The sequence below is a fragment of the Mobiluncus curtisii ATCC 43063 genome (genome assembly GCF_000196535.1).
In the GTDB taxonomy this organism is placed as follows: domain Bacteria; phylum Actinomycetota; class Actinomycetes; order Actinomycetales; family Actinomycetaceae; genus Mobiluncus; species Mobiluncus curtisii.
This window is the reverse complement of record NC_014246.1, coordinates 344,889-368,032: the sequence shown is the minus strand read 5'-3', so window position 1 is coordinate 368,032 and position 23,144 is coordinate 344,889. Positions and strand designations below refer to the sequence as shown.

At 55.5% G+C, this 23,144-nt stretch carries 20 protein-coding genes; 16 read left to right on the top strand and 4 right to left on the bottom strand.

The genetic code is table 11. From position 1 onward, the window contains the following. Positions 1-8 precede the first annotated feature (8 nt). The 4 genes from rpsK to truA all read left to right on the top strand — a co-directional run bounded on the left by rpsK (position 9) and on the right by truA (position 3,207). A complete protein-coding gene (gene rpsK / locus HMPREF0573_RS01500; RefSeq protein WP_004008314.1) occupies positions 9-404 on the top strand; it encodes a 30S ribosomal protein S11 in 396 nt (131 codons plus the stop codon). A gap of 168 nt (positions 405-572) precedes the next feature. After that, a complete protein-coding gene (locus tag HMPREF0573_RS01495) occupies positions 573-1,559 on the top strand; it encodes a DNA-directed RNA polymerase subunit alpha (RefSeq protein WP_036324112.1) in 987 nt (328 codons plus the stop codon). Positions 1,560-1,593: 34 nt separating this feature from the next. After that, the gene (rplQ, locus tag HMPREF0573_RS01490; RefSeq protein ID WP_004008311.1) at positions 1,594-2,127 is read left to right on the top strand and encodes a 50S ribosomal protein L17; all 534 of its coding nucleotides are present in this window, start codon (positions 1,594-1,596) and stop codon (positions 2,125-2,127) included. 186 nt (positions 2,128-2,313) lie between these two features. Next, a complete protein-coding gene (gene truA / locus HMPREF0573_RS01485; RefSeq protein ID WP_004008309.1) occupies positions 2,314-3,207 on the top strand; it encodes a tRNA pseudouridine(38-40) synthase TruA in 894 nt (297 codons plus the stop codon). A gap of 42 nt (positions 3,208-3,249) precedes the next feature. Here the strand turns inward: truA and HMPREF0573_RS01480 are convergent, their stop codons facing one another. Beyond that, complete coding sequence (locus HMPREF0573_RS01480; protein ID WP_004010328.1) at positions 3,250-3,873, bottom strand: GtrA family protein; 624 nt, start codon at positions 3,871-3,873, stop codon at positions 3,250-3,252. A 15-nt stretch (positions 3,874-3,888) separates the two neighbouring features. Next, positions 3,889-5,496 (bottom strand): xylulokinase, encoded by a 1,608-nt coding sequence (locus HMPREF0573_RS01475; RefSeq protein WP_004010329.1) that lies wholly within the window; start codon positions 5,494-5,496, stop codon positions 3,889-3,891. A gap of 69 nt (positions 5,497-5,565) precedes the next feature. Here HMPREF0573_RS01475 and HMPREF0573_RS01470 point away from each other — a divergent pair, with 69 nt between their 5' ends. The 10 genes from HMPREF0573_RS01470 to HMPREF0573_RS01420 all read left to right on the top strand — a co-directional run bounded on the left by HMPREF0573_RS01470 (position 5,566) and on the right by HMPREF0573_RS01420 (position 17,782). After that, positions 5,566-7,038, top strand: coding sequence for an aspartate aminotransferase family protein (locus HMPREF0573_RS01470; protein WP_004008306.1), 1,473 nt, complete (start codon positions 5,566-5,568; stop codon positions 7,036-7,038). A 42-nt stretch (positions 7,039-7,080) separates the two neighbouring features. Then, complete coding sequence (locus HMPREF0573_RS01465) at positions 7,081-8,088, top strand: class II aldolase/adducin family protein (protein ID WP_004008305.1); 1,008 nt, start codon at positions 7,081-7,083, stop codon at positions 8,086-8,088. A 572-nt stretch (positions 8,089-8,660) separates the two neighbouring features. Further along, positions 8,661-10,763 carry a pyruvate formate lyase family protein gene (locus HMPREF0573_RS01460; protein WP_013188706.1) on the top strand — a complete coding sequence of 701 codons (2,103 nt, stop codon included), beginning with the start codon at positions 8,661-8,663 and terminating at the stop codon, positions 10,761-10,763. A gap of 46 nt (positions 10,764-10,809) precedes the next feature. Further along, positions 10,810-11,061 carry an autonomous glycyl radical cofactor GrcA2 gene (grcA2, locus tag HMPREF0573_RS01455; protein ID WP_004008302.1) on the top strand — a complete coding sequence of 84 codons (252 nt, stop codon included), beginning with the start codon at positions 10,810-10,812 and terminating at the stop codon, positions 11,059-11,061. A gap of 10 nt (positions 11,062-11,071) precedes the next feature. Next, positions 11,072-11,980, top strand: a complete 909-nt coding sequence (gene pflA, locus HMPREF0573_RS01450) for a pyruvate formate-lyase-activating protein (protein ID WP_004008301.1) — start codon at positions 11,072-11,074, stop codon at positions 11,978-11,980. A 407-nt stretch (positions 11,981-12,387) separates the two neighbouring features. Then, a complete protein-coding gene (gene rplM / locus HMPREF0573_RS01440; protein WP_036324458.1) occupies positions 12,388-12,831 on the top strand; it encodes a 50S ribosomal protein L13 in 444 nt (147 codons plus the stop codon). Between the two features lie 29 nt (positions 12,832-12,860). Further along, on the top strand, positions 12,861-13,355 hold the full coding sequence (gene rpsI / locus HMPREF0573_RS01435) for a 30S ribosomal protein S9 (RefSeq protein WP_004008298.1): 495 nt from the start codon (positions 12,861-12,863) through the stop codon (positions 13,353-13,355). 146 nt (positions 13,356-13,501) lie between these two features. Next, positions 13,502-14,989: a phosphoglucosamine mutase gene (gene glmM / locus HMPREF0573_RS01430; RefSeq protein ID WP_004010333.1), complete on the top strand. Its 1,488-nt coding sequence runs from the start codon at positions 13,502-13,504 to the stop codon at positions 14,987-14,989. Between the two features lie 24 nt (positions 14,990-15,013). Then, entirely contained in the window at positions 15,014-17,023 is a 2,010-nt protein-coding gene (glmS, locus tag HMPREF0573_RS01425; protein WP_004008296.1) for a glutamine--fructose-6-phosphate transaminase (isomerizing), read from the top strand. A 15-nt stretch (positions 17,024-17,038) separates the two neighbouring features. Continuing rightward, positions 17,039-17,782 carry a DedA family protein gene (locus HMPREF0573_RS01420; protein ID WP_004008295.1) on the top strand — a complete coding sequence of 248 codons (744 nt, stop codon included), beginning with the start codon at positions 17,039-17,041 and terminating at the stop codon, positions 17,780-17,782. A gap of 31 nt (positions 17,783-17,813) precedes the next feature. Here the strand turns inward: HMPREF0573_RS01420 and coaA are convergent, their stop codons facing one another. Together coaA and HMPREF0573_RS01410 are read right to left on the bottom strand one after the other, a co-directional pair. Beyond that, positions 17,814-18,908 (bottom strand): type I pantothenate kinase, encoded by a 1,095-nt coding sequence (gene coaA / locus HMPREF0573_RS01415; RefSeq protein WP_004008294.1) that lies wholly within the window; start codon positions 18,906-18,908, stop codon positions 17,814-17,816. Beyond that, positions 18,905-20,026 carry a hypothetical protein gene (locus HMPREF0573_RS01410; protein WP_013188704.1) on the bottom strand — a complete coding sequence of 374 codons (1,122 nt, stop codon included), beginning with the start codon at positions 20,024-20,026 and terminating at the stop codon, positions 18,905-18,907. Before HMPREF0573_RS01410 ends, coaA begins: the two co-directional genes overlap by 4 nt. A 180-nt stretch (positions 20,027-20,206) precedes the next feature. Here HMPREF0573_RS01410 and HMPREF0573_RS01405 point away from each other — a divergent pair, with 180 nt between their 5' ends. Beyond that, on the top strand, positions 20,207-21,736 hold the full coding sequence (locus HMPREF0573_RS01405) for a bifunctional ADP-dependent NAD(P)H-hydrate dehydratase/NAD(P)H-hydrate epimerase (RefSeq protein ID WP_013188703.1): 1,530 nt from the start codon (positions 20,207-20,209) through the stop codon (positions 21,734-21,736). Positions 21,737-21,802: 66 nt separating this feature from the next. Next, complete coding sequence (alr, locus tag HMPREF0573_RS01400) at positions 21,803-23,131, top strand: alanine racemase (protein ID WP_013188702.1); 1,329 nt, start codon at positions 21,803-21,805, stop codon at positions 23,129-23,131. Positions 23,132-23,144: the final 13 nt, after the last annotated feature.

Here is a 23,144-nt window from a genome sequence, read left to right as displayed (position 1 = left end):
GATAAATCATGGCAGGTAAGTCTCAAGCCACTAAGTCGCGCCGTAAGGAACGTCGGAACGTTACCGAGGGCAACGCTTATATCAAGTCCACGTTCAACAACACCATCGTGTCTATTACAGATCCGTCCGGTGCCGTTCTCGCTTGGTCGTCTTCCGGTCAGGTCGGTTTCAAGGGTTCGCGTAAGTCGACGCCGTTCGCAGCCCAGCTGGCTGCCGAAGCCGCGGCTCGTCGCGCGCAGGAATTCGGTCTGAAGAAGGTGGACGTGTTTGTTAAGGGTCCGGGTTCCGGTCGCGAAACTGCGATTCGTACCCTGACTGCTACCGGTCTGGAAGTTGGTTCCATCCAGGATGTAACTCCGCAGGCTCACAACGGCTGCCGCCCTCCGAAGCGTCGCCGCGTCTGATTGCGCTTGTGTCCGACCCGGTTGAGCCGTTGGCGGTCCTCACCAGGAACGTACGACGGCTGACCGGGATTCGGCAAATAAACTTTCAACCCAAAATACTCAAATCCCCTCGCCAAGGATTTGGAGCCTGAACCGGTGTGGTGGCGGATGCCGGAAAGGAAATCAACAGTGCTTATTCAAGCGCAACCGAAGCTGACTGAAGAAGTTATTAATGACCAGCGCTCTCGTTTCACGATTGAGCCCTTGGAACCAGGTTTCGGGTACACTCTGGGTAATTCCCTGCGTCGCACCCTGCTGTCCTCGATTCCTGGCTCGGCAGTGACCTCCATCAAGATTGAGGGAGCTCTGCATGAATTCACGACCCTGCCGGGCGTGAAAGAGGACGTGACCCAGATTGTTTTGAACATCAAGGAAATCGTCTTGTCTTCGGATAACGATGAGCCCGTGGTGATGTACCTGCGCAAGACTGGGGAAGGCGAGGTCACCGTGGGTGACATTATGCCTCCCGCGGGCGTGGTGATTCACAACCCGGAGCATCACATTGCCACTTTGAACAAAGACGGCAAGTTGGAAATCGAGCTGACAGTGGAACGCGGTCGCGGATACGTCTCTGCGTCTCAGAACAAAGACCCAGAAGCGGAGATTTCTCGCATTCCAGTGGACTCTATCTATTCCCCGGTGCTGAAAGTTTCCTACCGAGTGGAGGCCACTCGTGTGGAACAGCGTACCGACTTCGATCGTTTGGTTGTTGACGTGGAAACCAAGAAAGCCATCCTGCCACGTGACGCGATGGCTTCCGCGGGTAAGACCCTCGTAGAGCTGTTCGGGCTGGCTCGTGACTTGAACCACGATGCCGAAGGTATCGAATTGGGACCGTCCGGTAACGACGCAGCTCTCGCTGAAGATTTGGCTATGTCGGTGGAGGACCTGGATTTGACCTCCCGCGCGTTGAACTGCCTGACTCGTGAAGGCATCAATACCGTAGGGGACCTGGTGGCTCGTTCTCAGGCAGACTTGCTGGATATTCGCAACTTTGGTCAAAAATCCATTGACGAGATCAAGGAAAAACTGGCTGGAATGGGAATGTCTTTGAAAGACACCCCGATGCCTGCTGTCGAAGGCGCAGACATTCCCCAGTTCAGTGATGAAAACTAACTTTTGAGACACGATATAAGGAGAATTAAGAATCATGCCTAAGCCCACGAAAGGCCCCCGTTTGGGTGGCAGCCCGTCTCATGAGCGGATTATGCTCGCGAACCTGGCTTGCGCCCTGTTTGAGAATGAATCTGTAACCACCACCGAAGCACGCGCTAAGCGCCTGCAGCCGCTGGCTGAGAAGCTCATCACCAAGGCTCGCCGCGGTGATTTGCACGCTCGTCGCCAGGTGCTGGCCAAGCTGCGTAACAAGGCTGTAGTCGCCAAGTTGTTCGAGGAAATCGCTCCCGCCATCGATAAAGAGCGCGAAGGTGGCTGCACTCGCATCGTAAAGATGGGATATCGCAAGGGCGACAATGCACCTCTGGCGGAAATCTCTCTGGTGCTTGAAGGCGTCGAAAAGAAGAAGAAGGCTAAGCCGGCTGCGCCGAAGAAGGACGCTGCCAAGCCGGAGGTAACTGAGGCGGAATCCGATACGAAGGAAGCCGCTGCGGACGCGCCCGCAGCTCCTGCCGAGGAACCGGCAGAAGCCAAGACTGAGGAAACTCCGGAAGAAAAGGCTGAGTAAGCCAACTCAAATTTCTGGGAGGGTCGGGTTCATTTGAACCCGACCCTCCGGTTTTTTGAGCGCTGCACCATAAATTCGCCACTGCACCAGCAGGACGGATATTATTTCCAGCAGCCCGAGTATGGATGCGGTGCGTCCGCAGGAAACCGTCACCCGGTCAGTGCAGAGGGGCTCAGGAGGGGAATAATGCGCATACGCCTGGATATTCGCTATGACGGGACGCCGTTTCACGGGTGGGCCGCCCAACCCGGATTACCTACGGTGCAAGGCGCTTTGGAGTCTGCTTTGACAGTGATTTACCGTCAAACAGTTGAGCTTACGGTGGCGGGACGTACCGATGCTGGGGTTCACGCTAGCGGACAAGTTGCTCATTTCACCGTGCCCGAGGTGGGGGACCGCATCGTTTCCCCCGACACTTTAGCGCCTCGGCTGGGGGCGGTATTACGAGCGGTGCTGAGTGGGAATCTGGCTAGCCCGCTCCCTGATTCACCTGCCGCCTACCCTCCGAACGCCATAGATGCCCTGGTGGTCACCGCAGCCACGGTGGTACCCGAGACCTTCGACGCGAGGTTTTCCGCTCTGGCGCGCCATTATGTGTACCGTATCGTGGATGATTTGGCAGCGCGTAACCCGTTATCCCGTAACTGCTGTTGGTGGTATCCCACCCAGTTGGACGCAGCTGCCATGAACACAAGCGCCGCGGTGCTGTTGGGGGAACACGACTTCGCTGCCTTTTGTAAACCCCGCGAGGGCGCCACCACAATTCGAACCCTGCAACAGCTAGAAACCCTGCGCACGGCACCGGGAATGATGGAGATCCGGGTGCGTGCCGATGCCTTTTGCCACTCTATGGTGCGTTCCTTGGTCGGTGCGCTGACTGAAGTGGGGCGCGCTAAACGTGACACAGCCTGGCTGGCAGACGCGCTTGCCGCCAAGGCACGTATCCCAGAGATTCCCGTTGCCCCTGCCTTGGGACTGACACTGACTCAGGTTGACTATCCACAAACCGAGACGGAACTGCTGACTCGCCAACAAACCACGAGAGCCCGGCGAGACTGCGGGTGCCCAGAACGCCGTTGAACAGCCCTTTCCCCAGCGCAGGATATAACGGTTGCTACTGGTTCACTCCGCTGCTGTAGCGCTATGCTGCTGGCTCATTTCAGCCTGCTTGATTGCCAGAGCATTCGTATTTTCTGAACCCCGAAACACCACAAACTTCCACCAGGCGAACTCACCAACAAAGTTCAGCAACAAACTTATGCCCTTCAACAGCCAGTCTGCCCAACCCAAATCAGAGAGAACCTGTCCACCCCAGGACGTTAGGGGGATAAAGAACACATAGAACAAGGCGACCTTGAGCATTGCGATTGGAACGTTATTTGCTGACTTGAACGTGAAGTGGCGGTTTACCGTGAAGTTATAGATTACCGACAGAGCGATAGAAACCGATTGAGACATCCAGAACGGGAACCATCCCGTCAGAGAGTGAATCCACGCCATCAAGGCAAAGCTGGCGACCTCAACGCCGGCGGCGGTGATGGACAGCAAGGTAAACTTGATAGCTTGAATCAGGGCGGCTTTGCCCTTGGAAGCCTGGCCGACAACTACCGCGTCGGGGTTGGGCGAGTCAAGAGCCGGGGCTGAATCGTCAGCACGAGAGGGGTTGGATTCCGAAGGTGTAGCGGGGGAATTACCGGGCTGTTCGGGTTGCGGCTCCGGCGAGGTGGGAGAATCCGTCTGTGTCATGGTGGTAACCCTTCGTTATTGCGGTCGGTTGTGATTGTTGAGCAGATTGAAGGCTTTGCGGTTAGCTCGGTACAAACCTTTGAATACTTCGTATTGCCGGTCATAGACAGCGCGATTTTCCCGGTTAGGCACGTACCGGTGCTGAACTTTCACGAGTCTCTGAGTGGCATGAACCAGGTTGTCGACTTCTTTTGCCCCTACCAGGGCGACCAGGGCAGCACCGACCGACCCCACGTTTTGCGGGTCCTGTACCGTCTCTACCGCTCGCCCCAGCACATCAGCCAGAATTTGGGAAGTGACCGGCGAGAGGGCTCCGCCACCGACGAAACGGACCGTGTCGGAGGTGTGAATTTTTTTACCTTCAGTTTCTAAAAACCAGCGCAGATGGAAACACACGCCTTCGATGACGGAACGCAGCATTTCGGTCTTGCCGGTCTCCAGGGAGATGTTGAAAAACATGGCACGGGCATTCGCGTCCTCAAATGGGCAGCGGTTTCCGTGTAGCCACGGGGCGAAAATCACCCCACCGCTGCCCGCGGGGGACCTCTCGATGACCTCCGAGAGGTACTCGTAAAGGGAGGTGTATTTTGTCTCCATGTCCGCAGCTTGATCCCTATGAGACAGATAGACATTTATCTCATCTTCTGCCAAATGCTTGCGGACCCATTCGAAGCATTTTCCAGCCGTTTCCAATTCGGCGAAATAGTTGTACTTGCCAGGATCGGCACCATCGACGGTGGCAATCATGGAGTTGACATCCACCACGCGCTTAGCGGTGACGGTAGAAACCCATCCCGAGGTTCCCCAGTAAATATGGGTGTCACTGACCGCGCAAGCTCCAGCACCTACCCCAATGAGTGACGCATCCCCACCGCCAGCATAAACCGTAGCAGTTTGCGGCAGCCCGAGCTCTTGTGCAACTTCCGGAAGTAACGTCCCGACCGCGGTCGCAGACGTGACGATAGGCGCCAAATGTCGCGGATTCACCCCGAAAGATTGAGCTAACCGTGATGCCCACGCGGGACGGCTGGCGCGCACGTCTAAGAGTAACGTGGCAAACGCCGAGTCTACGGACATGACGAAACGCCCCGTCAGACGGGCAATGAGGTATTCCTTGACGTCAAGCCACTTGTGGACTTTGGCATAAATCTCCGGTTCGTTGTCACGTACCCACAGGTACTTCCACATTGGGTCCTTGACGGAAGCGGAAACCGCGGAGGTCCGGTACAGGCTGGTCAATAACTTTTTCGCGTTCATTCCCGCAATTTTCACGCCGGTTTCCAGCCCGCGGCGCTTTTGCTCGGCAGCGCGCTGGTCCATGTAGCTCATTGCCGGACGCAGGTGGTGCCCCGATTCATCTACCAGGACCAAAGCCTGCATCTGGGAGCAAAAACTGATAGCTTGCACTGCTGACATTTCTCGCGGATTTTCCCGCGTGAGCTCACGAGTGGTCTCTACGATGGCGTCCCACCACTGGTCCGGGTCTTGCTCCGCGCCTCCATTAGGGAAAATTGTCAGGTCATAGGTGCCCAACCGAGAATTCACCAGATTTAGCTCTGACCCCGCACGATACAGACAAGTCTTTACTCCTGACGTTCCGACATCGTAAGCAAGTATTAACATACTAAATTCTTTCGTTCAAGAGTTGTAAGATTGGGGGCAATGATTTCGGCTCGGTGAGGAGAAAATCAAATGCGGATCAACCAACCCAGCACTCGCGCCATTAACAAGCAACTGGATGACCTTATCAAAAAACCAATTTACTCCATTAGTGCCGGAGCTTTGCGCGATTACGAGCGTGATTACTTTGAAGCCAAGTGCTCAGGTTCGAAATCTATGATTGAAGCCGCCAAGGACCGCATTCCCGGTGGCGTACAGCACAATCTGGCGTTTAACCATCCTTTCCCCCTGGTCATCACGAAAGCTAGTGGACACGAACTGACGGACATCGACGGCAACGTGTACTTCGATTTTCTACAGGCAGGCGGTCCGACCGTGCTGGGCTCTAACCCTCCCGAAGTCCGTGAGGAAGTCATTAAACTTTTGCACGATGGGGGACCGTCTACCGGGCTGTTCCACGAATACGAATACAAGCTGGCAGACCTCATTGCCTCGCGCGTGCCGACAGTAGATATGTTCCGAATGCTGGGTTCGGGCACGGAGGCATGCATGGCAGCAATCCGGGTCGCCCGCCTCGCGACTAAAAAGAAGCACGTCCTCAAGATGGGCGGAGCCTATCATGGCTGGTCTGACCAGCTGGGCTACGGCATCCGGATTCCCGGATCCAAGTTCACCCAAGCCCACGGGGTGCCTTGGACCATGTTCCGTTACGTAGACGAATTCATGCCTGGCGATTTGGGTGACCTGGAACGCAAACTGCGCCTGAAGAAGCTCCACGGCGGTACGGCCGCGGTCATGATTGAACCTATCGGACCGGAGTCGGGAACGTGGCCAATTGATCAGGCTTTCCTGAAAGGGGTGGAACGGCTGTGCCGTCGTTACGGGGCGCTGCTGATTTTTGACGAGGTTGTTACTGCTTTCCGGATTTCTGACCGCGGGGCTTCGGGTCTGTTTGGGATTGACTCTGATTTGACGGTATTTGGCAAGGTCATCGCCGGAGGGTATCCCGGCGCCGGCGGTTTAGGGGGCAAAAAGGAATACATGAAGTACCTCGCGGCGGGAATCCAGACCGGAGACAAGGTTAAGAAGGCATTGATTGGGGGCACGATGGCAGCGACCCCGATTAGCTGCGTGGCGGGATACCACACGATTAAGCGCATCGTTGAGACCAATACTTGTGAATACGCCGGAGAGATGGGCAACCGCTTGACTGATGGTCTGCAAGCCCTGGTTAAGAAATACAATCTGCCGTTCGTATGCTGGAACGAAGGCAGCGTATGCCACTTAGAGACGGTTGGAACCATGCATTTCTCCATTGATTGGAGCAAACCGTGGACCATCCCGCACGTGTTGAGTGAAACCTCGAAACGTAAGAAAGAAATGGAATACATGGGAGCGGCTTATACTGCTGAAGGACTGATTACTTTGGCAGGTTCGCGCCTATACACTTCCGCGGCTTATACCCCGGAGCTAATTGACGAGGCGCTAAACCGTTTCGAGCGGGTGTTTCAAAAGGTTGAGATGAAGCCGGTAACTAAGAAATAGCCAGTCGCAGACCGTCGCAGTGGCGAGGAAAGGACTATAAAAATGACCGGGAATGCTGGGCGAGACGATGAAACCGGAAATGCGATCATAGACACCGCACGTGTCTTGTTGCGGGAAGGGCTAGTGGCTCGGACTTGGGGAAATTTGTCTCAACGAAGCGGTCATGACCGGTATCTGATTACGCCATCAGGGCGAGATTACGAGACAATGACTCCGGATCACCTGGTAGAGGTGGATTTTGAGGGCAAATGGTCCGGGGAGTTGAAACCGAGCGGTGAACGCGGGCTACACACGGAAATCTATCGGGAACTGCCCCAGGTGCAGTTCATCATCCACACCCACCAGCCTTATGCCTCGGCTCTGAGCGTGGGTGGCGCGCCGGTAGAAATCCCAACTGAGCTGGCAGAACGCATCGGTTCAGAGACTTTGCCGATTGCGGATTACGGGTTGCCCTCCACGGGGAAACTGCATAAGTCCGTGTTGACCACGCTACGTGACACCGCTGCCAGGGCTATCTTGATGCAGGGGCATGGGGCGGTGTTGTTCGGTCGGGACGCGGATGAATTGGTGGATTTGGCGCAGGCTGTGGAATCCGCCTGCCAGATTCAGTTTGAGCTCATGACCGGGTGGAGCAGGGCGGGCGAGACCGTGCGAGTGCGTCGATTTGAACGTGACGGTATTGGATTGCCGCCTCAGGTTATTCATATTTTTATGCGCCGCGATGACGCCGGGGCAGTGGTCGCCACGGACGATCCGCTGTTCTTGAAGTTCCGCGAGACCGGATTGAAGGCATACCTGGACGATTTCAGTCAGCTGGTGGGCTTGAAAGTCGGCAAAACATTTGGCAAGAACATGATTTACGGGCGCAAGGCGACGTATTTCCTGGGCGCGGACCTTGACGAGGCGGAGGCAGTGTTCTCGGTCGCGCAGAAGAATGCGTTGGCAGCTTTGGTGGCAGAGACAACGGGCGCAAAGCCCATCCGCATGATGGATGGGACGATTATGCGCGGGGTTTATAAGCTGAAGTACTCCAAGCTCAAGGATAAGTAACGCTTGCCCTGCAACAGACCCCGCCGGTCAGCACCAGCTGATTCAGCGGGGTCTTTTTCTTTCAAAAGTCCCCTCTGGTCGCGTAACCAGGCGGGGATTGTAGCCGAGGGAACCTATTGAAACCACTCCAACATTCATGCCAACAATTTATTTACCCGCTCGCATTGATATGAGGCACCACGGAGCGTTTGTCCCCACACTTGAGCCTACACAGTACGCTTCACTCCCGCTTTTTCCCAAAAACATAGCGAACCGAAGATAATTACGTTCCGACCGGCGCCCAGCACCATTTCCAAAAAGTGTCAAAAGTGGCGAGAAAGCCATGAATTCTATCAGTAACCCCTTTCTTTAATGCTGTTAGTAAGGGCTAAAGAGCAGTGTCCTTAGTGGGCTTTTTGTCATCTGACCTGCAAAGTCTTACCTTACGATTCGGAGGGAGGTATGGGGGCAGAGCAGTTGAAAAGCTCCATTACCACAAGATACAATATACGTCGTTTACCTGGGACGAATTGTCTGACAGGTTGTAAAAACCAAGAATCAGTAAAGTAAAGGCAAAAGGAGTGCTGTTGTCGATGTCGCAAATACCTACTGCAACTGAGAATAAAGCAGAGAAACCGCCAGCCTGGGAAGGATTTGTTCCCGGCAACTGGTGCGAGGAAATCGACGTTCGCGATTTTATCCAGAATAATTACACACCCTATGAAGGAGATGACTCCTTCTTGGCTGAGCCTACGGAAAAAATTAAACGTCTGTGGAACCACCTGGATCAAAACTACTTGTCAGTGGAACGTAAACAGCGTGTTTACGATGTTGACTTAGATACTCCCGCCGATGTCGACGCCTTTGGTCCGGGCTACATCAGTGACGACGATGACGTAATCGTCGGCTTACAGACCGATGTTCCGCTGAAACGAGCCATGATGCCAAACGGTGGCTGGCGCATGGTGGAAACTGCCATCAAAGAAGCCGGTAAAGAAGCGAATCCTGAAATCAAGCGTATTTTTACCCACTATCGAAAGACCCACAATGACGCGGTTTTCGATATTTACACCCCCAGGATTCGGGCGGCGCGTTCCAGCCACATTATTACCGGACTCCCCGATGCGTACGGACGCGGACGCATCATCGGAGACTATCGCCGGGTTGCCTTGTACGGTGTGGATAAACTCATCGAAGAAAAACTCAAAGCCAAAGACAGAGTAGTCAATGAACCCTTCTCTGAGCACTGGGCACGTTACCGTGAAGAACACGCTGAACAAATCAAAGCCCTTGACAAGCTTAAGACCATGGCACAGTCATATGGATTCGACATTTCCGGTCCGGCTAAAACCGCCAAAGAAGCCGTCCAATGGACTTATTTCGGCTATCTCGCCTCCGTCAAATCACAAGACGGGGCAGCTATGTCTATCGGACGCCTCTCCGGGTTTTTTGACATCTATTTTGAACGAGATTTCAAAAAAGGCATCCTCACCGAACCAGAAGCCCAGGAAATCATCGATGCCCTGGTAATGAAACTACGCATTGTACGTTTCCTGCGCACCAAAGCCTATGACGAAATTTTCTCCGGCGATCCCTACTGGGCAACTTGGTCAGATGCCGGTTTCGGGGAGGACGGTCGTACCCTGGTCACCAAGACCTCCTTCCGGTTGCTTCAAACCCTGGTCAACCTGGGACCAGCGCCGGAACCGAACATCACGGTCTTCTGGAACGAAAACCTGCCGGAAGGGTACAAGAAATTCTGCGCTAAAATTTCCATCGAAACTTCCTCTATTCAATACGAGGCAGACAAGCAAATTCGTGACCACTGGGGAGACGATGCTGCCATCGCGTGCTGTGTATCTCCCATGCGTATTGGCAAACAGATGCAATTTTTCGGAGCGCGCGTGAATGCGGCCAAGGCATTGCTTTATGCCATTAACGGAGGTCGCGACGAAATGACCGGTAAGCTAGTGGCTCCCGGATATGAAAGTATCTCGGGCGATGAAGCGCTTGACTTTGACGATGTCTGGGTCAAATACGAGGCAATGCTTGATTGGGTAATCGAAACCTATGTAGAAGCATTGAACATTATCCACTACTGCCACGACCGTTACGCTTATGAGGCTATCGAAATGGCTTTGCATGATTCTGACATTGTGCGCACCATGGGTTGTGGGATTGCGGGACTGTCCATCGTTGCCGACTCACTCGCAGCCATTAAGTATGCTAAAGTTTATCCGGTTCGGGATGAGACTGGTCTAATCGTTGATTACCGCACCGAAGGGGATTTCCCAACTTATGGCAACGATGATGACCGTGCTGACGATATTGCCGCTACCGTGGTTCACACCATTATGAGCAAGATTAAAGCCATTCCCATGTACCGCGGAGCGATTGCCACTCAATCGGTATTAACCATCACTTCCAATGTGGTTTACGGCAAGTTCACCGGTTCCTTCCCCTCAGGTCACATGAAAGGGACTCCATTTGCCCCTGGCGCTAACCCAGAAAATGGTGTCGACACTCACGGAATGCTGGCATCCATGCTTTCTGTGGGCAAACTGGACTACGACGACGCCCTGGACGGTATCTCGCTGACCAACACGATTGTTCCCTCTTCATTGGGACGTAACCTTGACGAACAAGTCACCAGCCTGGTCGGCATTATGGATGCCGGCTTTGTCCGCAAAGGCTAATCTTTAACTCTAAAACTGATAACTAATAACTGAAGGGAAAAGAATTATGGCAGTTAAAACTTTCGATGAGCGACTCAAAGACATGAAAGCAAATCGTTGCGCCAGCGGAGGTGTGAAAGGTCTGTACCACGCGAATATTAACGTGCTAAACCGGGACACCTTGGAAGACGCCATGGAACACCCGGAAAAATACCCCCAATTGACCGTGCGAGTTTCCGGGTATGCCGTGAATTTCGTGCGTTTGACGCATGAACAGCAGCTAGACATTATTTCTCGTACGTTCCACAACAAGAAATAGTCTGGCAGCAGTGAACCTCACTTTAGAACGGGTTCGGGTCGATACCATCTTTGGAACCGAAGGTTCCACCGGGGAGTATCGACCCGAACCCTCTGAAATCGAAGTTCCACGGGTTCGTGGTAAGGGGCTGGACGGTATTGCTACCGCCCCGGAGATGGATCGGAGCACACATTCAAAGCTGGTTAACGCCGGAGAACTAGGCTCGGTGCATTCTTGGGAATTGGTAACCGCAGTGGACGGTCCGGGCACTAGGCTGACAATTTTTCTGGCCGGCTGTCCTCTGCGCTGTGTGTACTGCCACAATCCTGATACTTGGCAAATGCGCGAAGGCACTCCGATTTTAGCCAAAGACCTGTTGGACAAGATTGTTCGATACAAGGCGGTTTATAAAGCTACTGGCGGCGGGGTCACCTTTTCCGGAGGGGAACCAATGATGCAGCCACGATTTCTAAAAAAACTGCTGCGCGATACCAAAGCCGAGGGCATTCACACCAATATTGATACTTCTGGATCTTTAGGATTCAGCTTTAGCGACCAAGAACTTGAACTGTTGGATTTAGTGATGCTGGACGTAAAATCCGGCAATCCCGACACCTATCAAAAAGTCACCGGCAGACCTCTGCAACCCACTATTGACTTTGGGAATCGTTTGGCTCAAGCGGGGATTCCCGCCTGGATTCGTTTCGTAGCGGTTCCGGGCTGGACCGATGACGCGGACAACGTGAAACGCGTGGCTGATATTGTGGCTAACTGGAGTAACGTGGAACGGCTGGAAGTGCTGCCGTTCCACCAAATGGGTCGGGACAAGTGGGAAGAACTGAATCTAGACTACAAACTAGAGACGGTCCAACCTCCCGACGAAAAATCCATCGAACAGATACGGTCGATTTTTCGTGCCCGGGGAATAACCGTCTATTAGAGTGTCCACCGCTAGATTGGAAAATCGGGATTCTAATCCCAGCTAAGTTAACACAAGTAGGGGAGCATTGCCCGCTCCCATGACGTTTATCCCCGGTTTTTTGAACCCAAACTTGAGCCTAAGCAGGCTAGAAGCTAGGCAGACTGGGCAGTTGATGAACTGAATTGACGCTTTACTATGTCGTTCGGCGAGTGGGCGTGTCATACGAACAATTTATTTTCGCGCTCAAAATACGTGAATTACGCCGTGATTTTGACCCAGGCGCGCGGAATCGTTAAGATTAAACGGTTGTATGCCCTTGAGTTGGTGACTATTCCCACTCATACCGCTGTCATCCCAGGGCACACGCAAACTTTCATCATCACAAAAGTGATGAGACCGACGATTAAGAATTGAAGGCTAAAGAAGTGCGTACTTATTCACCCAAGGCTGGTGACGTTGACGCGAAGTGGCATGTAGTTGATGCCGACGGCATCGTACTGGGACGTCTGGCTTCCCAGGTGGCTACCTTGCTGCGCGGCAAGCATAAGCCGACCTTCGCTCCCAACTTTGATAACGGAGACTATGTCATCGTTATCAACGCGGAAAAGGTCGTGTTGACCGGCAACAAATGGACTGAAAAGACTGCCTACCACCACTCGGGTTTTCCCGGTGGCTTGAAGGCAACCTCTTACCAGGAACTGCGGGACAAGCAACCCGAAAAAATTATCGAAAAGGCAGTTAAGGGAATGATGCCCCGTAACCGTCTCTCGAAACAGCAATTGACGAAGCTGAAGGTTTACGCCGGACCGGAACATCCGCACGCCGGCCAGAACCCGGAAGTTTTTGAACTCACGCAAATCGCGCAATAAACGCGGTTCGCAAAACCTCAAGGAGTATCGTGGCGAAGACCACTGCAGAAATCGAAGAGCTGGAGGAAGTCCCCAGCGAATACACCACCGAGACTCCGACGGCTCAGGATGAACCGGGTCGTGGGAATTCTCGCATCGACAAGGGCACGGGGTTAGGGCGTCGCAAAGAAGCCGTAGCCCGTGTGCGTTTGGTTCCGGGTAACGGCAATTGGACTATCAACGGTCGCAGCCTGGAAGATTACTTCCCGAACAAGTTGCACCAGCAATTGGTGATGGCACCTTTCGTGCTGTTGGACTTGCAGGGTCGTTTCGACGTCAAGGCTCGTATTGATGGCGGCGGCATTTCCGGTCAAGCTGGTGCGCTGCGCCTCGGCGTGTCCCGCGCTCTGAACGAAATCGATCGTGACGCCAACCGTCCCGCGCTTAAGAAAGCCGGTTTCCTGACCCGCGACGCTCGCGCCGTGGAGCGCAAGAAGGCTGGTCTTAAGAAGGCTCGCAAGGCACCACAGTACTCGAAGCGCTAAAAACAATCGAGACTTATGCTGGTGGGGTTCTCCGGTGAGGACCCCACCAGTTTTTTGCCCGCGGCATTTCCTAACTTCCCACAAAAGGTTGATAATCCGCTAATTTTAGGACTTTGAGTTATTTCCTATTTGCTAACCGTGGAATAATGGTGAGGTTAGAACACGAGAAAGGCAAAACTATGTCGCAAAGACTTTTCGGTACTGACGGGGTTCGCGGGCTGGCCAATGAAGACATCACCGCGGAACTGGCTCTGAACTTAGGGGTAGCAGCGGCTCGCCTGGTGGTAGAAGAAAAGATTATGGCCACCGGTCAGATGCCCATCGTGAAAGACTTGTTGAAAGAGCAACGTGAGTCGGCTATGGCGGAATCCCGCACGGGGATTAAACGACCCCGCCTGATTCCGGAAGAACCTGCCAAGCCACGCGCGATTATCGGTCGCGATACGCGAGTCTCGGGACAATTCTTGGATCATGCCCTGGCGGCGGGACTGTCCAGCGCCGGGATGGATGTCACTCGGGTCGGCGTCATCCCCACTCCGGGCGTGGCATATCTCACGGAATCGCAGGACATTGAACTTGGTGTGGTCATCAGCGCGTCGCACAACCCGATGCAAGACAACGGTATCAAGTTCTTTGCCCGTGGCGGCTATAAACTCCCTGACGAGATGGAGGACCGAGTCCAAGCCATGCTGGGACAGAATTGGGAACGACCCCTCGGATCCGGGGTCGGCGATGTGGTAGCTAACGGCAAAGCTGCTGACGATGCCTACGTCAATCACCTGGTCGATACGGTTCCGGTATCTTTGCATGGGTTGAAAATCGTGGTGGATTGCGCCAACGGGGCAGCTTCGGAGATCGGTCCGCGGGCGCTGCGAGAAGCCGGTGCGGACGTCATCGTGATTAACGCCTCTCCTGACGGGCGCAACATCAACCTGAATTGCGGTTCAACTCATCCCAAGCAGCTGCAATCCATGGTGGTAGCCGCTGGGGCGGACTTCGGGGTGGCGTTCGATGGGGACGCTGACCGTTGCCTAGCAGTGGATGGTGTCGGCAACCTGGTTGATGGTGATCAAATCATGGGGATGTTGGCTTTGGATTTGCACCGGTCAGGAATGCTGACTCATGACACTCTGGTGCTGACCGTGATGAGTAATCTCGGGCTGCGTTTAGCGATGCAACAGGTGGGAATTAAGACCCCCACTACCGCGGTAGGGGATCGTTACGTGCTGGAAGAAATGCGCGCTCACGGCTATATTTTGGGTGGCGAACAGTCCGGTCATGTGATCAATGCCCGCTACGCTACGACCGGTGATGGTATTCTCACCGCTCTGCAAATCGCAGCAACGGTGGCTACTCACCAAGCTCCGCTGACCGAGCTTGTGTCGCCCATCCAAAAGCTGCCCCAAACCCTGATTAATGTTCCCGGAGTGGACAAGACTCGTGTGAATGACCCACGGTTGGCTGAGGACATCGCACAGTCAGAAGCCCGCCTCGGGGATACCGGTCGGGTTCTGTTGCGTTCATCCGGTACAGAGCCCCTGGTGCGGGTGATGGTAGAAGCCGCGACTCAGGAACAGGCTGACGCAGAGGCCCAAACACTCGCCAACCGGGTGCAGGAACTATTAGCGCTGTAATTTGCGCCGCGAAAGCGAGGAAATGTGTGTGGAATTGTCGGTGCCGTCGGAAGTGAGAGCACCAAGGTAGCTGAGGAAACGGTCCTGGAAGGGCTGTCTCGTCTGGAATATCGTGGCTATGATTCAGCCGGAATCGCGGTGGTCGACGCAACCAGCGCGAGCCCCGAAATTACGGTCGAAAAGGAAGTCGGTAAGCTCTCTGAACTGCGTAAGACTTTAGAGAAGCGTCCTTTGCCCAACGCGACCACCGCGATCGGGCATACCCGCTGGGCGACCCACGGGGGCGTTACTCGTGAAAACGCTCACCCCCACCTGTCTTATGACGGAAAATTGGCGTTGATACACAACGGCATTATCGAGAACGCGGAACCTTACCGCGCTCACCTGGAGACCCTGGGCATCAAATGCGTCAGCGAAACTGACACCGAGGTGGTCGCTCACCTGCTGGAACGTGCCTACCTGGCCGAACCGGGCGGGAACGCTGAAAATGCTGGGGAACAGCCGATTGCTCCCGGTACTATCCCGCTGTGCAATCTCGACCCCAACCTGGGTTGTGCGGCAGCAGCAACTCGGTTAGCGCGGGCAATGCTAAAGGTCACCAGGGATTTGGAAGGTTCGTTTACCCTGTTGGTAGAACATGCGGATGCGCCGGGGGTCATTGTGGCAGCACGTCGGTCCTCTCCGCTGGTGCTCGGGTTGTCACAAGGGATGAACTTCCTCGGTTCTGATGTGTTGGCTTTCGCTGCCCGTACGAAACAAGCCTTGGAAATTGGTCAGGATGAAGTCGTGGTCGTGGCTCCCGCCGGAGTACTGGTCATGGACCAGCAGGGGAGTGAGATTCTGCACACCCAAGGTCTGGACGTTATCGCTCAGGATCCCGCCCAGCGCAAACGGGCTTATGAAGTCGATTTCGCGACCGACCGCGTCACCAAAGAAGGCTTCGATACCTTTATGGAAAAGGAAATCCGGGAACAGCCACGGGCGGTGGGCGACACCGTCGCGGGACGCCTGGATGCTGCCGAGGCACTGACCTTGGATGAGCTGCGGATTGAATCCGAAGTGTTTCGTTCCATCACCTCGGTGATTATTGTGGCGTGCGGCACCGCCTCCTATGCCGGTCAGGTGGCGCGCTACGCTATCGAGCACTGGTGTCGGATTCCGTGCGAGGTGGAGCTGGCACACGAGTTTCGCTATCGGGACCCGGTGGTGAGCCGGCGCACCCTGGTGGTGGCGATTTCTCAGTCCGGGGAAACCATGGACACGATTATGGCAATTCGTCATGCCCGCGAACAGGGGGCACGAGTCTTGGCAATTGTGAACACGCCTGGCTCTACGATTTCTCGCGAAGCCGATGCGGTATTGCTGACTCATGCCGGACCCGAAATCGCAGTGGCCTCTACCAAGGCGTTTACCGCCCAGATTGCGGCATGTTACCTGTTAGGTCTGTACCTGGCTCAGGTACGCGGCAACAAGTATGCTGATGAAATCGAAGATTACCTGGAAAAGCTCGGTCAGATGCCGGCACGGATGCAGACCGTTTTGGATCGTTACGCCAGCTCGCTGGACTTGGGCGCGAACCTTGACGACATTAAGTCAGTCATCTTCCTGGGGCGTCACGTCGGATTCCCCGTGGCGCTGGAAGGGGCACTCAAACTGAAAGAGATTGCCTATCTGCACGCTGAAGGTTTCGCGGCAGGGGAACTGAAGCACGGTCCTATTGCCCTGGTAGAGTCTGGGCAGCCGGTCGTCATTATTGTTCCTACCCCGCGGCGACCCGAGTTACATCGTAAAGTTGTGTCCAATATCGAAGAAGTCCGAGCACGCGGGGCCGTGACCTTGGTTGTGGCAGAGGACGGGGACGATTCCGTCAACGAGTTTGCGGACGTAGTGTGGCGGGTGCCACCCACGCCCACGTTGATGCGTCCCCTGGTCGATGTGATTCCGTTGCAGCTGTTAGCTTTGCGGATGGCGGCGCATCTGGGATATGACGTGGATCAGCCGCGTAACCTGGCTAAATCAGTCACGGTGGAATAGGGGCGCGCGGGTAACATGCTGACCCCAGCGCTTCCGAACGTGACTCTCATCCCGGTCCTGCTGCTCACCGCGGGCGGGAACGGTGGTTGGATGCCGATTTCGCAAACTATCACGGAATGGATTCACAGCTTTGCCGGTTCCCCACTGGCTTTGTTGTTTCTATCGGGTCTGTGCTTTACGGACGCTTTCTTCCCGCCGGTGCCCGCCGAATCAATCGTCATCGGATTAACTTCGTGGTATTTCGCTGCCCCCGGCAATGTGGTTCCCCTGCCCGGCATATTTTTCTGTGCCGTCATCGGAGCGACCTTGGGTGATTCTTTCGCTTTCTTCCTGGGCACTCGCATCCACGTGCAGCGCATCAAATCGTGGCGAGAGGGGAAGGGCGAACGGGCTTTCGCGCGAACCACGAAACTTTTGCACAAGCGCGGTACGTCCTTCATATTTGCGGCACGTTTCGTCCCCGGTGGGCGAGTAGCGGTCAACATGTGTGCCGGGGCGACTGGTTTTCCCTACAGTCGATTCTTGCGCACCGACCTGGCTGCCGTAATCTGCTGGGTGGCGTACGGAATGTGCATAGGTTTTACGTCCGGGAGCATCCTGGGGCCGGTCAATCCGTTGTTAGCGACGGTGGTGGGGATGACCGGAGGAGTAATCCTCAGTCTGCTGCTGGATCGTTTAGTCGACTGGCTGCAACGACGGTTTCAGTGGGGGCATCTGGACTCGACACCAGAATCGGGTGATAGCACTCCGGCTGAATGAATGGATTGACGGGGTCGGTTGAGGGCAGGTCCTAAATCTTGCGCAGGTGCAGACGGTGTACGCGGTGGTCGGTATCTTTCTCCAGGATGAGGGTGGCACGAGAACGGGTCGGAGCCACGTTTTCCTGCAGATTTTTCAGGTTGACTTCCCGCCAAATCTGGCGAGCATGAGAGTCTGCCTGCGCGTCGGTCCAGGTGGCAATCTCTCGGAAGAAAGAGTCGGGTTGTTTGAAAGCAGTGGCGCGCAACTGGTGGAAACGCGACAGATACCACTGTTCAATATCTGCGGGGCGTGCGTGCAGATAGATAGAAAAATCAAAGAAATCCGATACTGTTAGGGAATTATTACCCCCGTCGGCAATCAGAGGCGGGGCCAACACATTCAACCCCTCCAGGATGAGGACATCCGGGGCGCAAACCAGCTGGGACTTACCCGGCACAATATCGTAAGTGACGTGCGAATATACCGGGGCTGCCACTTCTGGTGCCCCGGATTTCACTGCTGCCAGAAAACGCAACAGACCACGCCGGTCATAAGATTCAGGAAAGCCTTTGCGGTTCATAATCCCGCGTGCTACCAGCTCCGCATTGGGGTACAAAAAACCGTCCGTAGTGACCAAATCGACCCGTGGAGTGCCCGGCCAGCGGCTCATCAACTCGCGCAACAGCCGTGCCAGAGAGGACTTTCCCACCGCCACCGAACCTGCCACTCCAATCACAAAGGGAGTGTGCTGGACCGCGGATTCACCTAAAAAATCAGCGCGTCGGGAACGAATCTTGATAGTTCCGGCGGCATAAATCTGTAGCAGGGCGGTCAAAGGGCGATAAATCGCGTCAACCTCAGCCAAATCGATAGGGTCGCCCAAAGCGCGCAAACGCTCCACATCAGCCTGCGCCAAGGGTAGAGGGGTCTGATCCGAGAGAGCCGACCACTGTTCCCTTGTGAACATAACAAAAGGTGAGGCGGTTTCCTCCAGCCCCGAGGGTGCCTGATGTGGACGAGCTGCCATAATCTCGCGCATCGCCGAACCGTATTGATAATCGCGCAGCCTTTCTTGAGTGCCGCGCGGATCCGTCAGGAAATCCTCCATCAACTCGGTGGTGGGAGCGCCGAAATTATCCCTCATGACTTTTTGACCACCGACCCCAAGCACAGGCTGCCGTCCTTGTCACGGAAGAAATAGGCGGAAGGTTCTTCCAACTGCGAGTGTGCTGCGCGGATATACATGGGGTAGGTGTTTTTCACCGTGTAAAGGTGGATGGACTCGGAACGTAGCTCCTGCAAAGTCTTAAACGTGTCATCGTCGAGGAGTCCCCGTTCGGTGTAATGCAGTTTTTGGGCAGCCTCCGGGGTGTATTTCGTGATACCCGGTGGAGGGCTCCACTTTTCGCACAAGGTCGGATAGTTTTCCTCCGCGTCCGCACCGTTGAACGGGTAGCTAGAACGCGCCATAATCCTCGCTATCAGGTAAGACACGTCCTCGGGAGTGACCGAATCCATCTTGCCGTCATAAATCGCCGTCGGGCAGGAATATCGATCCGCTAACTCGCTCCAGCTGGCGCGCACCTCCACGTTAGAGTCGCTCCAAGACACCCCGTCATCGGTAGCTTTCGGAGTCTGCGACAAGGCGTGCAACAGGACCTTTTGAGCGGGCGGAGTCGTGTAGCGGTCGGTAAACACTTCCGGGGTAATCAGCCAACAGCTGCGCTGCATAGCGCCAAAATTTCCGGTCTGTAAGTCCTTAAAGAAAGCCTGCATTCCGGTGAACTGGACCGGGTCGCCCGACTCAATGGATTCTTTCTTCAAGCTGGTTTCCGCAGAACGAGTGGGAGTCGGCATCCGCCGTGCAGTCTGGCTGGGGCTGGGGCGCGTCGAAACCTCGGAAACATTGCTGAAAGATTCAGGGTACGTGAGGTCTTGCAGACCTTCGAGGTTGAGTGACGCCGGGGGTGGCTCGGGAGTATCTTCGGGAGCCGACTTCGTGGGAGTCATCTTAAGAGTGGAGTTGGTGCGGAAGTTAGAGCCGGTGACTTCCACCAAAAGCGGGGACGATAGTTTTGTGGTGGACCGAGAGTGACTCGATTCAGAGGGGGTCTGATTCGGCATGGCGGCGATTTGCGGTGCAACTATGAATAGCGTCACCAGCACCAGTAAAATGCCTGCTGCAGCCAGCAGGAACAACCCTGCCACCAGGCGCTTTGGAGTGGAAAGAAGCCACAGTTGCAGGCTGTCTTTTTTTGACATGGCTACCTTTCGTGAACACAGTGACCCCGCTGCATAGTCATCGGGATTTCCTAGCTTTAAGATTACCCAGTTTTCCTGTCGGTTGAAAACCGCAAGCGCCTCTAAGTTTCTGACTCGGTGCCGATTTTCGTCTAGGCTGAAATCGTGATTTGGGGATATGCGCCGGATTTGATTGCACAAATGGAAAAACCTCTGGTTGCGCAAGCTGACCGTGAGCAGGGCGCGGATGCGCTGATGCGGCGAGCTGCCTACGCGCTGGCCCACCATACGCACCGGACCCTGTCTGGAGACTACGCGGACGTCACCGTAACGCCGGCTCCGCGCGGACGGAGACGTGTCCTGGTTTTGGTCGGGGCAGGCAATAACGGCGGCGATGGCTTGTATGGAGCAGCATATCTGCGACGGCGCGGGTATCCGGTGGTGGTCTTGCCGACCTCGAACCATATTCACGAACGTGGTGCGGCCGCGGCTCGGCAAGCTGGGGTAGAGTTTTGGCCCCGTGTGTTACCCGAGACGGTTGCGGCGACTCTAGACCTGGTACAGGCATGGAAACCGGTTGCCATAATCGACGCGATTATCGGTATCGGAGCTCTGCCACCGCTGCGCGAGCCGGCGTTATCCCTGGTCCGGGGCATAAGGGAGTGGCGCAGCCGATTGCCGGACGGGGCAGGACCTCTGGTGGTGGCGTGCGATCATCCCTCCGGTCTGGATCTGTACCAGGGCGCTGAGTCGGGGGCAGAACCGGGATTGCTGCCAGCCGATCTGACCGTGACGATGGGGGCGGCGAAAACCGGGATGCTGGTCGGTCCCGGTGCGCTTACGGTAGGTAGCCTGCAAATTCAAGGTATTGGGCTGCCCGAGCCGGCGATGCAGCCCAGCGTTGGTTTGGTAGAACGCGCTGACGTTCGCGATTTGTGGCCTTGGCCGGATTTTGCTGATCACAAGTATTCCCGCGGAGTTTTGGGTGTAATGGCAGGGTCATCGCGCTATCCTGGAGCGGGTGTCTTGGTCACCAGTGCCGCCTTGAATGCGGGGGAGTCTTTCTTGCGTTACCTGGGCGAACCTGCGGTGCAACCAGTGGTGTTACAGGCATGTCCAGAAGTCGTACTGGGAGAAGGTCGGTGCCAAGCCCGCATTATTGGTCCCGGTTTGGTGGCAGGTTCACCGCAGCATCGCGAACAAATGCTTGACGCTTGGCGCCGTCGTAATCCCGGAGAATTGGTGATTCTCGATGCCGGCGCGCTGGGACTTATCGGAACAGAAATCCAACCGGATGCGGACTGCCTGTTGACCCCCCACGCTGGGGAAGCGGCTGCCCTGGCTGCCCAGCTTGGTCGGGAAACTACCCGAGAGACTATCGAGAGCAATCCTTATGCCTGGGCATCGCACCTCGCCGCGGACACGCACGCCACCGTCCTTTTGAAAGGACCCACCACCACTATCGCCAATCCGGGGGGAACGGTCTATTCCTTGACTCACGGCACCCGAGATTTGGCGACGGCTGGTTCGGGGGATGTCCTGGCAGGAATTTTGGGTTATGTTTTCGCCGCGGCAACTGCCCGTGCCGAAGCTCGCGGAGAAAGTTTGGATGTGGGAAAAATGGCGGCAGTGGGAGCCTGGCTACATACCGAAGCGGGTCGTTTAGCTGCCCCCACCCCTCGCGCTACCGCAATCGTGAAGGCAATTCCCCAGGCTTTAGCGGGGCTATAAACTATCTCGGTGTAGCTAAACGTGACAAACTAAGAAGTGCGAAAACAATTTTTGTAAAGGAAGATTATGACCAACGTGGATGTTTCCCAGTGGCCGGTGCGCGCCGTGGTAAATCTGAGTGCATACCAGGAAAATCTTGCCCAAATGCGGCGTTTTGCCCCGCACAGTCAACAAATGGCAATCGTCAAAGCTAATGCTTACGGACACGGTATTGAGCGGATGGCTCTGGCTGCGCTCGGTGCCGGCACGGAATGGTTGGGCGTGGCTAAGGCTAGTGAGGCTTTTCGGCTGCGCAAATACCTCGATAAGCACGGGGTGCCGCGTGACCATCTGGTCGACACTCCCACTTCCGCGATGATGCGTTCGCGCCTATATCAAACCGCAGCGATGGGTCTGCCTTCAGCTACCCGCCCCCGCATTCTGACCTGGTTGTATGTCCCGCATACGGATTTGCTACCGGTGGTGAAATCAGAAATCGACATCTCTGTTTCCACTTTGGATCAGCTCGACCAGGTGTCGCGAGCGTGTGATGCGGCAGGAAAACGTGCGCGGTTACACCTGAAAGTCGATACCGGACTGTGTCGCGCGGGAGCCACGGATGAAGATTTCCCGGTGCTGTGCAAGTTGGCGCGGGCACGAGAACGCGCCGGGCTCGTTGAAGTTAGTGCGGTCTGGTCGCATTTGGCGCGCGCGGATGAAGACACCGCTGCCGCTGAGGCTTTCACCAAGTCGCAATTGAAGGCTTTTGATGAGGCTTGGGAGGTCGCCCAAGAGGCGGGTTTGCGCCCCCAGCTGCGTCACATCGCCGCCACTGCCGGGATTATTTGGTATCCCGAGAGTCACTATGACCTGGTCAGGGTGGGGATTTCGGGATACGGTTTGAGCCCGAATCCTGAAATCGCGTCATCGTGGCAGCTGGGGGTGCGTCCGGTGATGCGACTGGAAACGAACGTGGTTCAGGTGAAAAGGGTTGAAAAGGGCGCCGCAGTTTCCTACGGCGGGGAATGGGTGGCGCCGGGACCGCGCTGGTTAGGGCTGTTGCCGGTCGGATATGCCGATGGTTTGCACCGCCTGGCAAAGAATCGCGGCGAAACCTGGATTAAAGGTCGGCGCGCCCCGATTGTGGGACGGATTCCTATGGATCAAATCGTGGTTGACCTGGGTCCGGCGGTGGACGATACGGGGACTTCCGTGCCGTGTCCGGTTGAACCCGGCGAGTTGGCGATTATTTTTGGCGACCCGAAGGATCGCCTGCTGGGGGGAATTCCGGGAGTTCCCGCGCTTCCAACTGCCGATGACTGGGCGGAATGGACGGATACCATCAACTATGAAGTCATTACCAGCATTTCCCCCAATGTGCCGCGGGTTTATGTTAAAGACGAACCGGAGCGCTGAATACAGAGAGCTG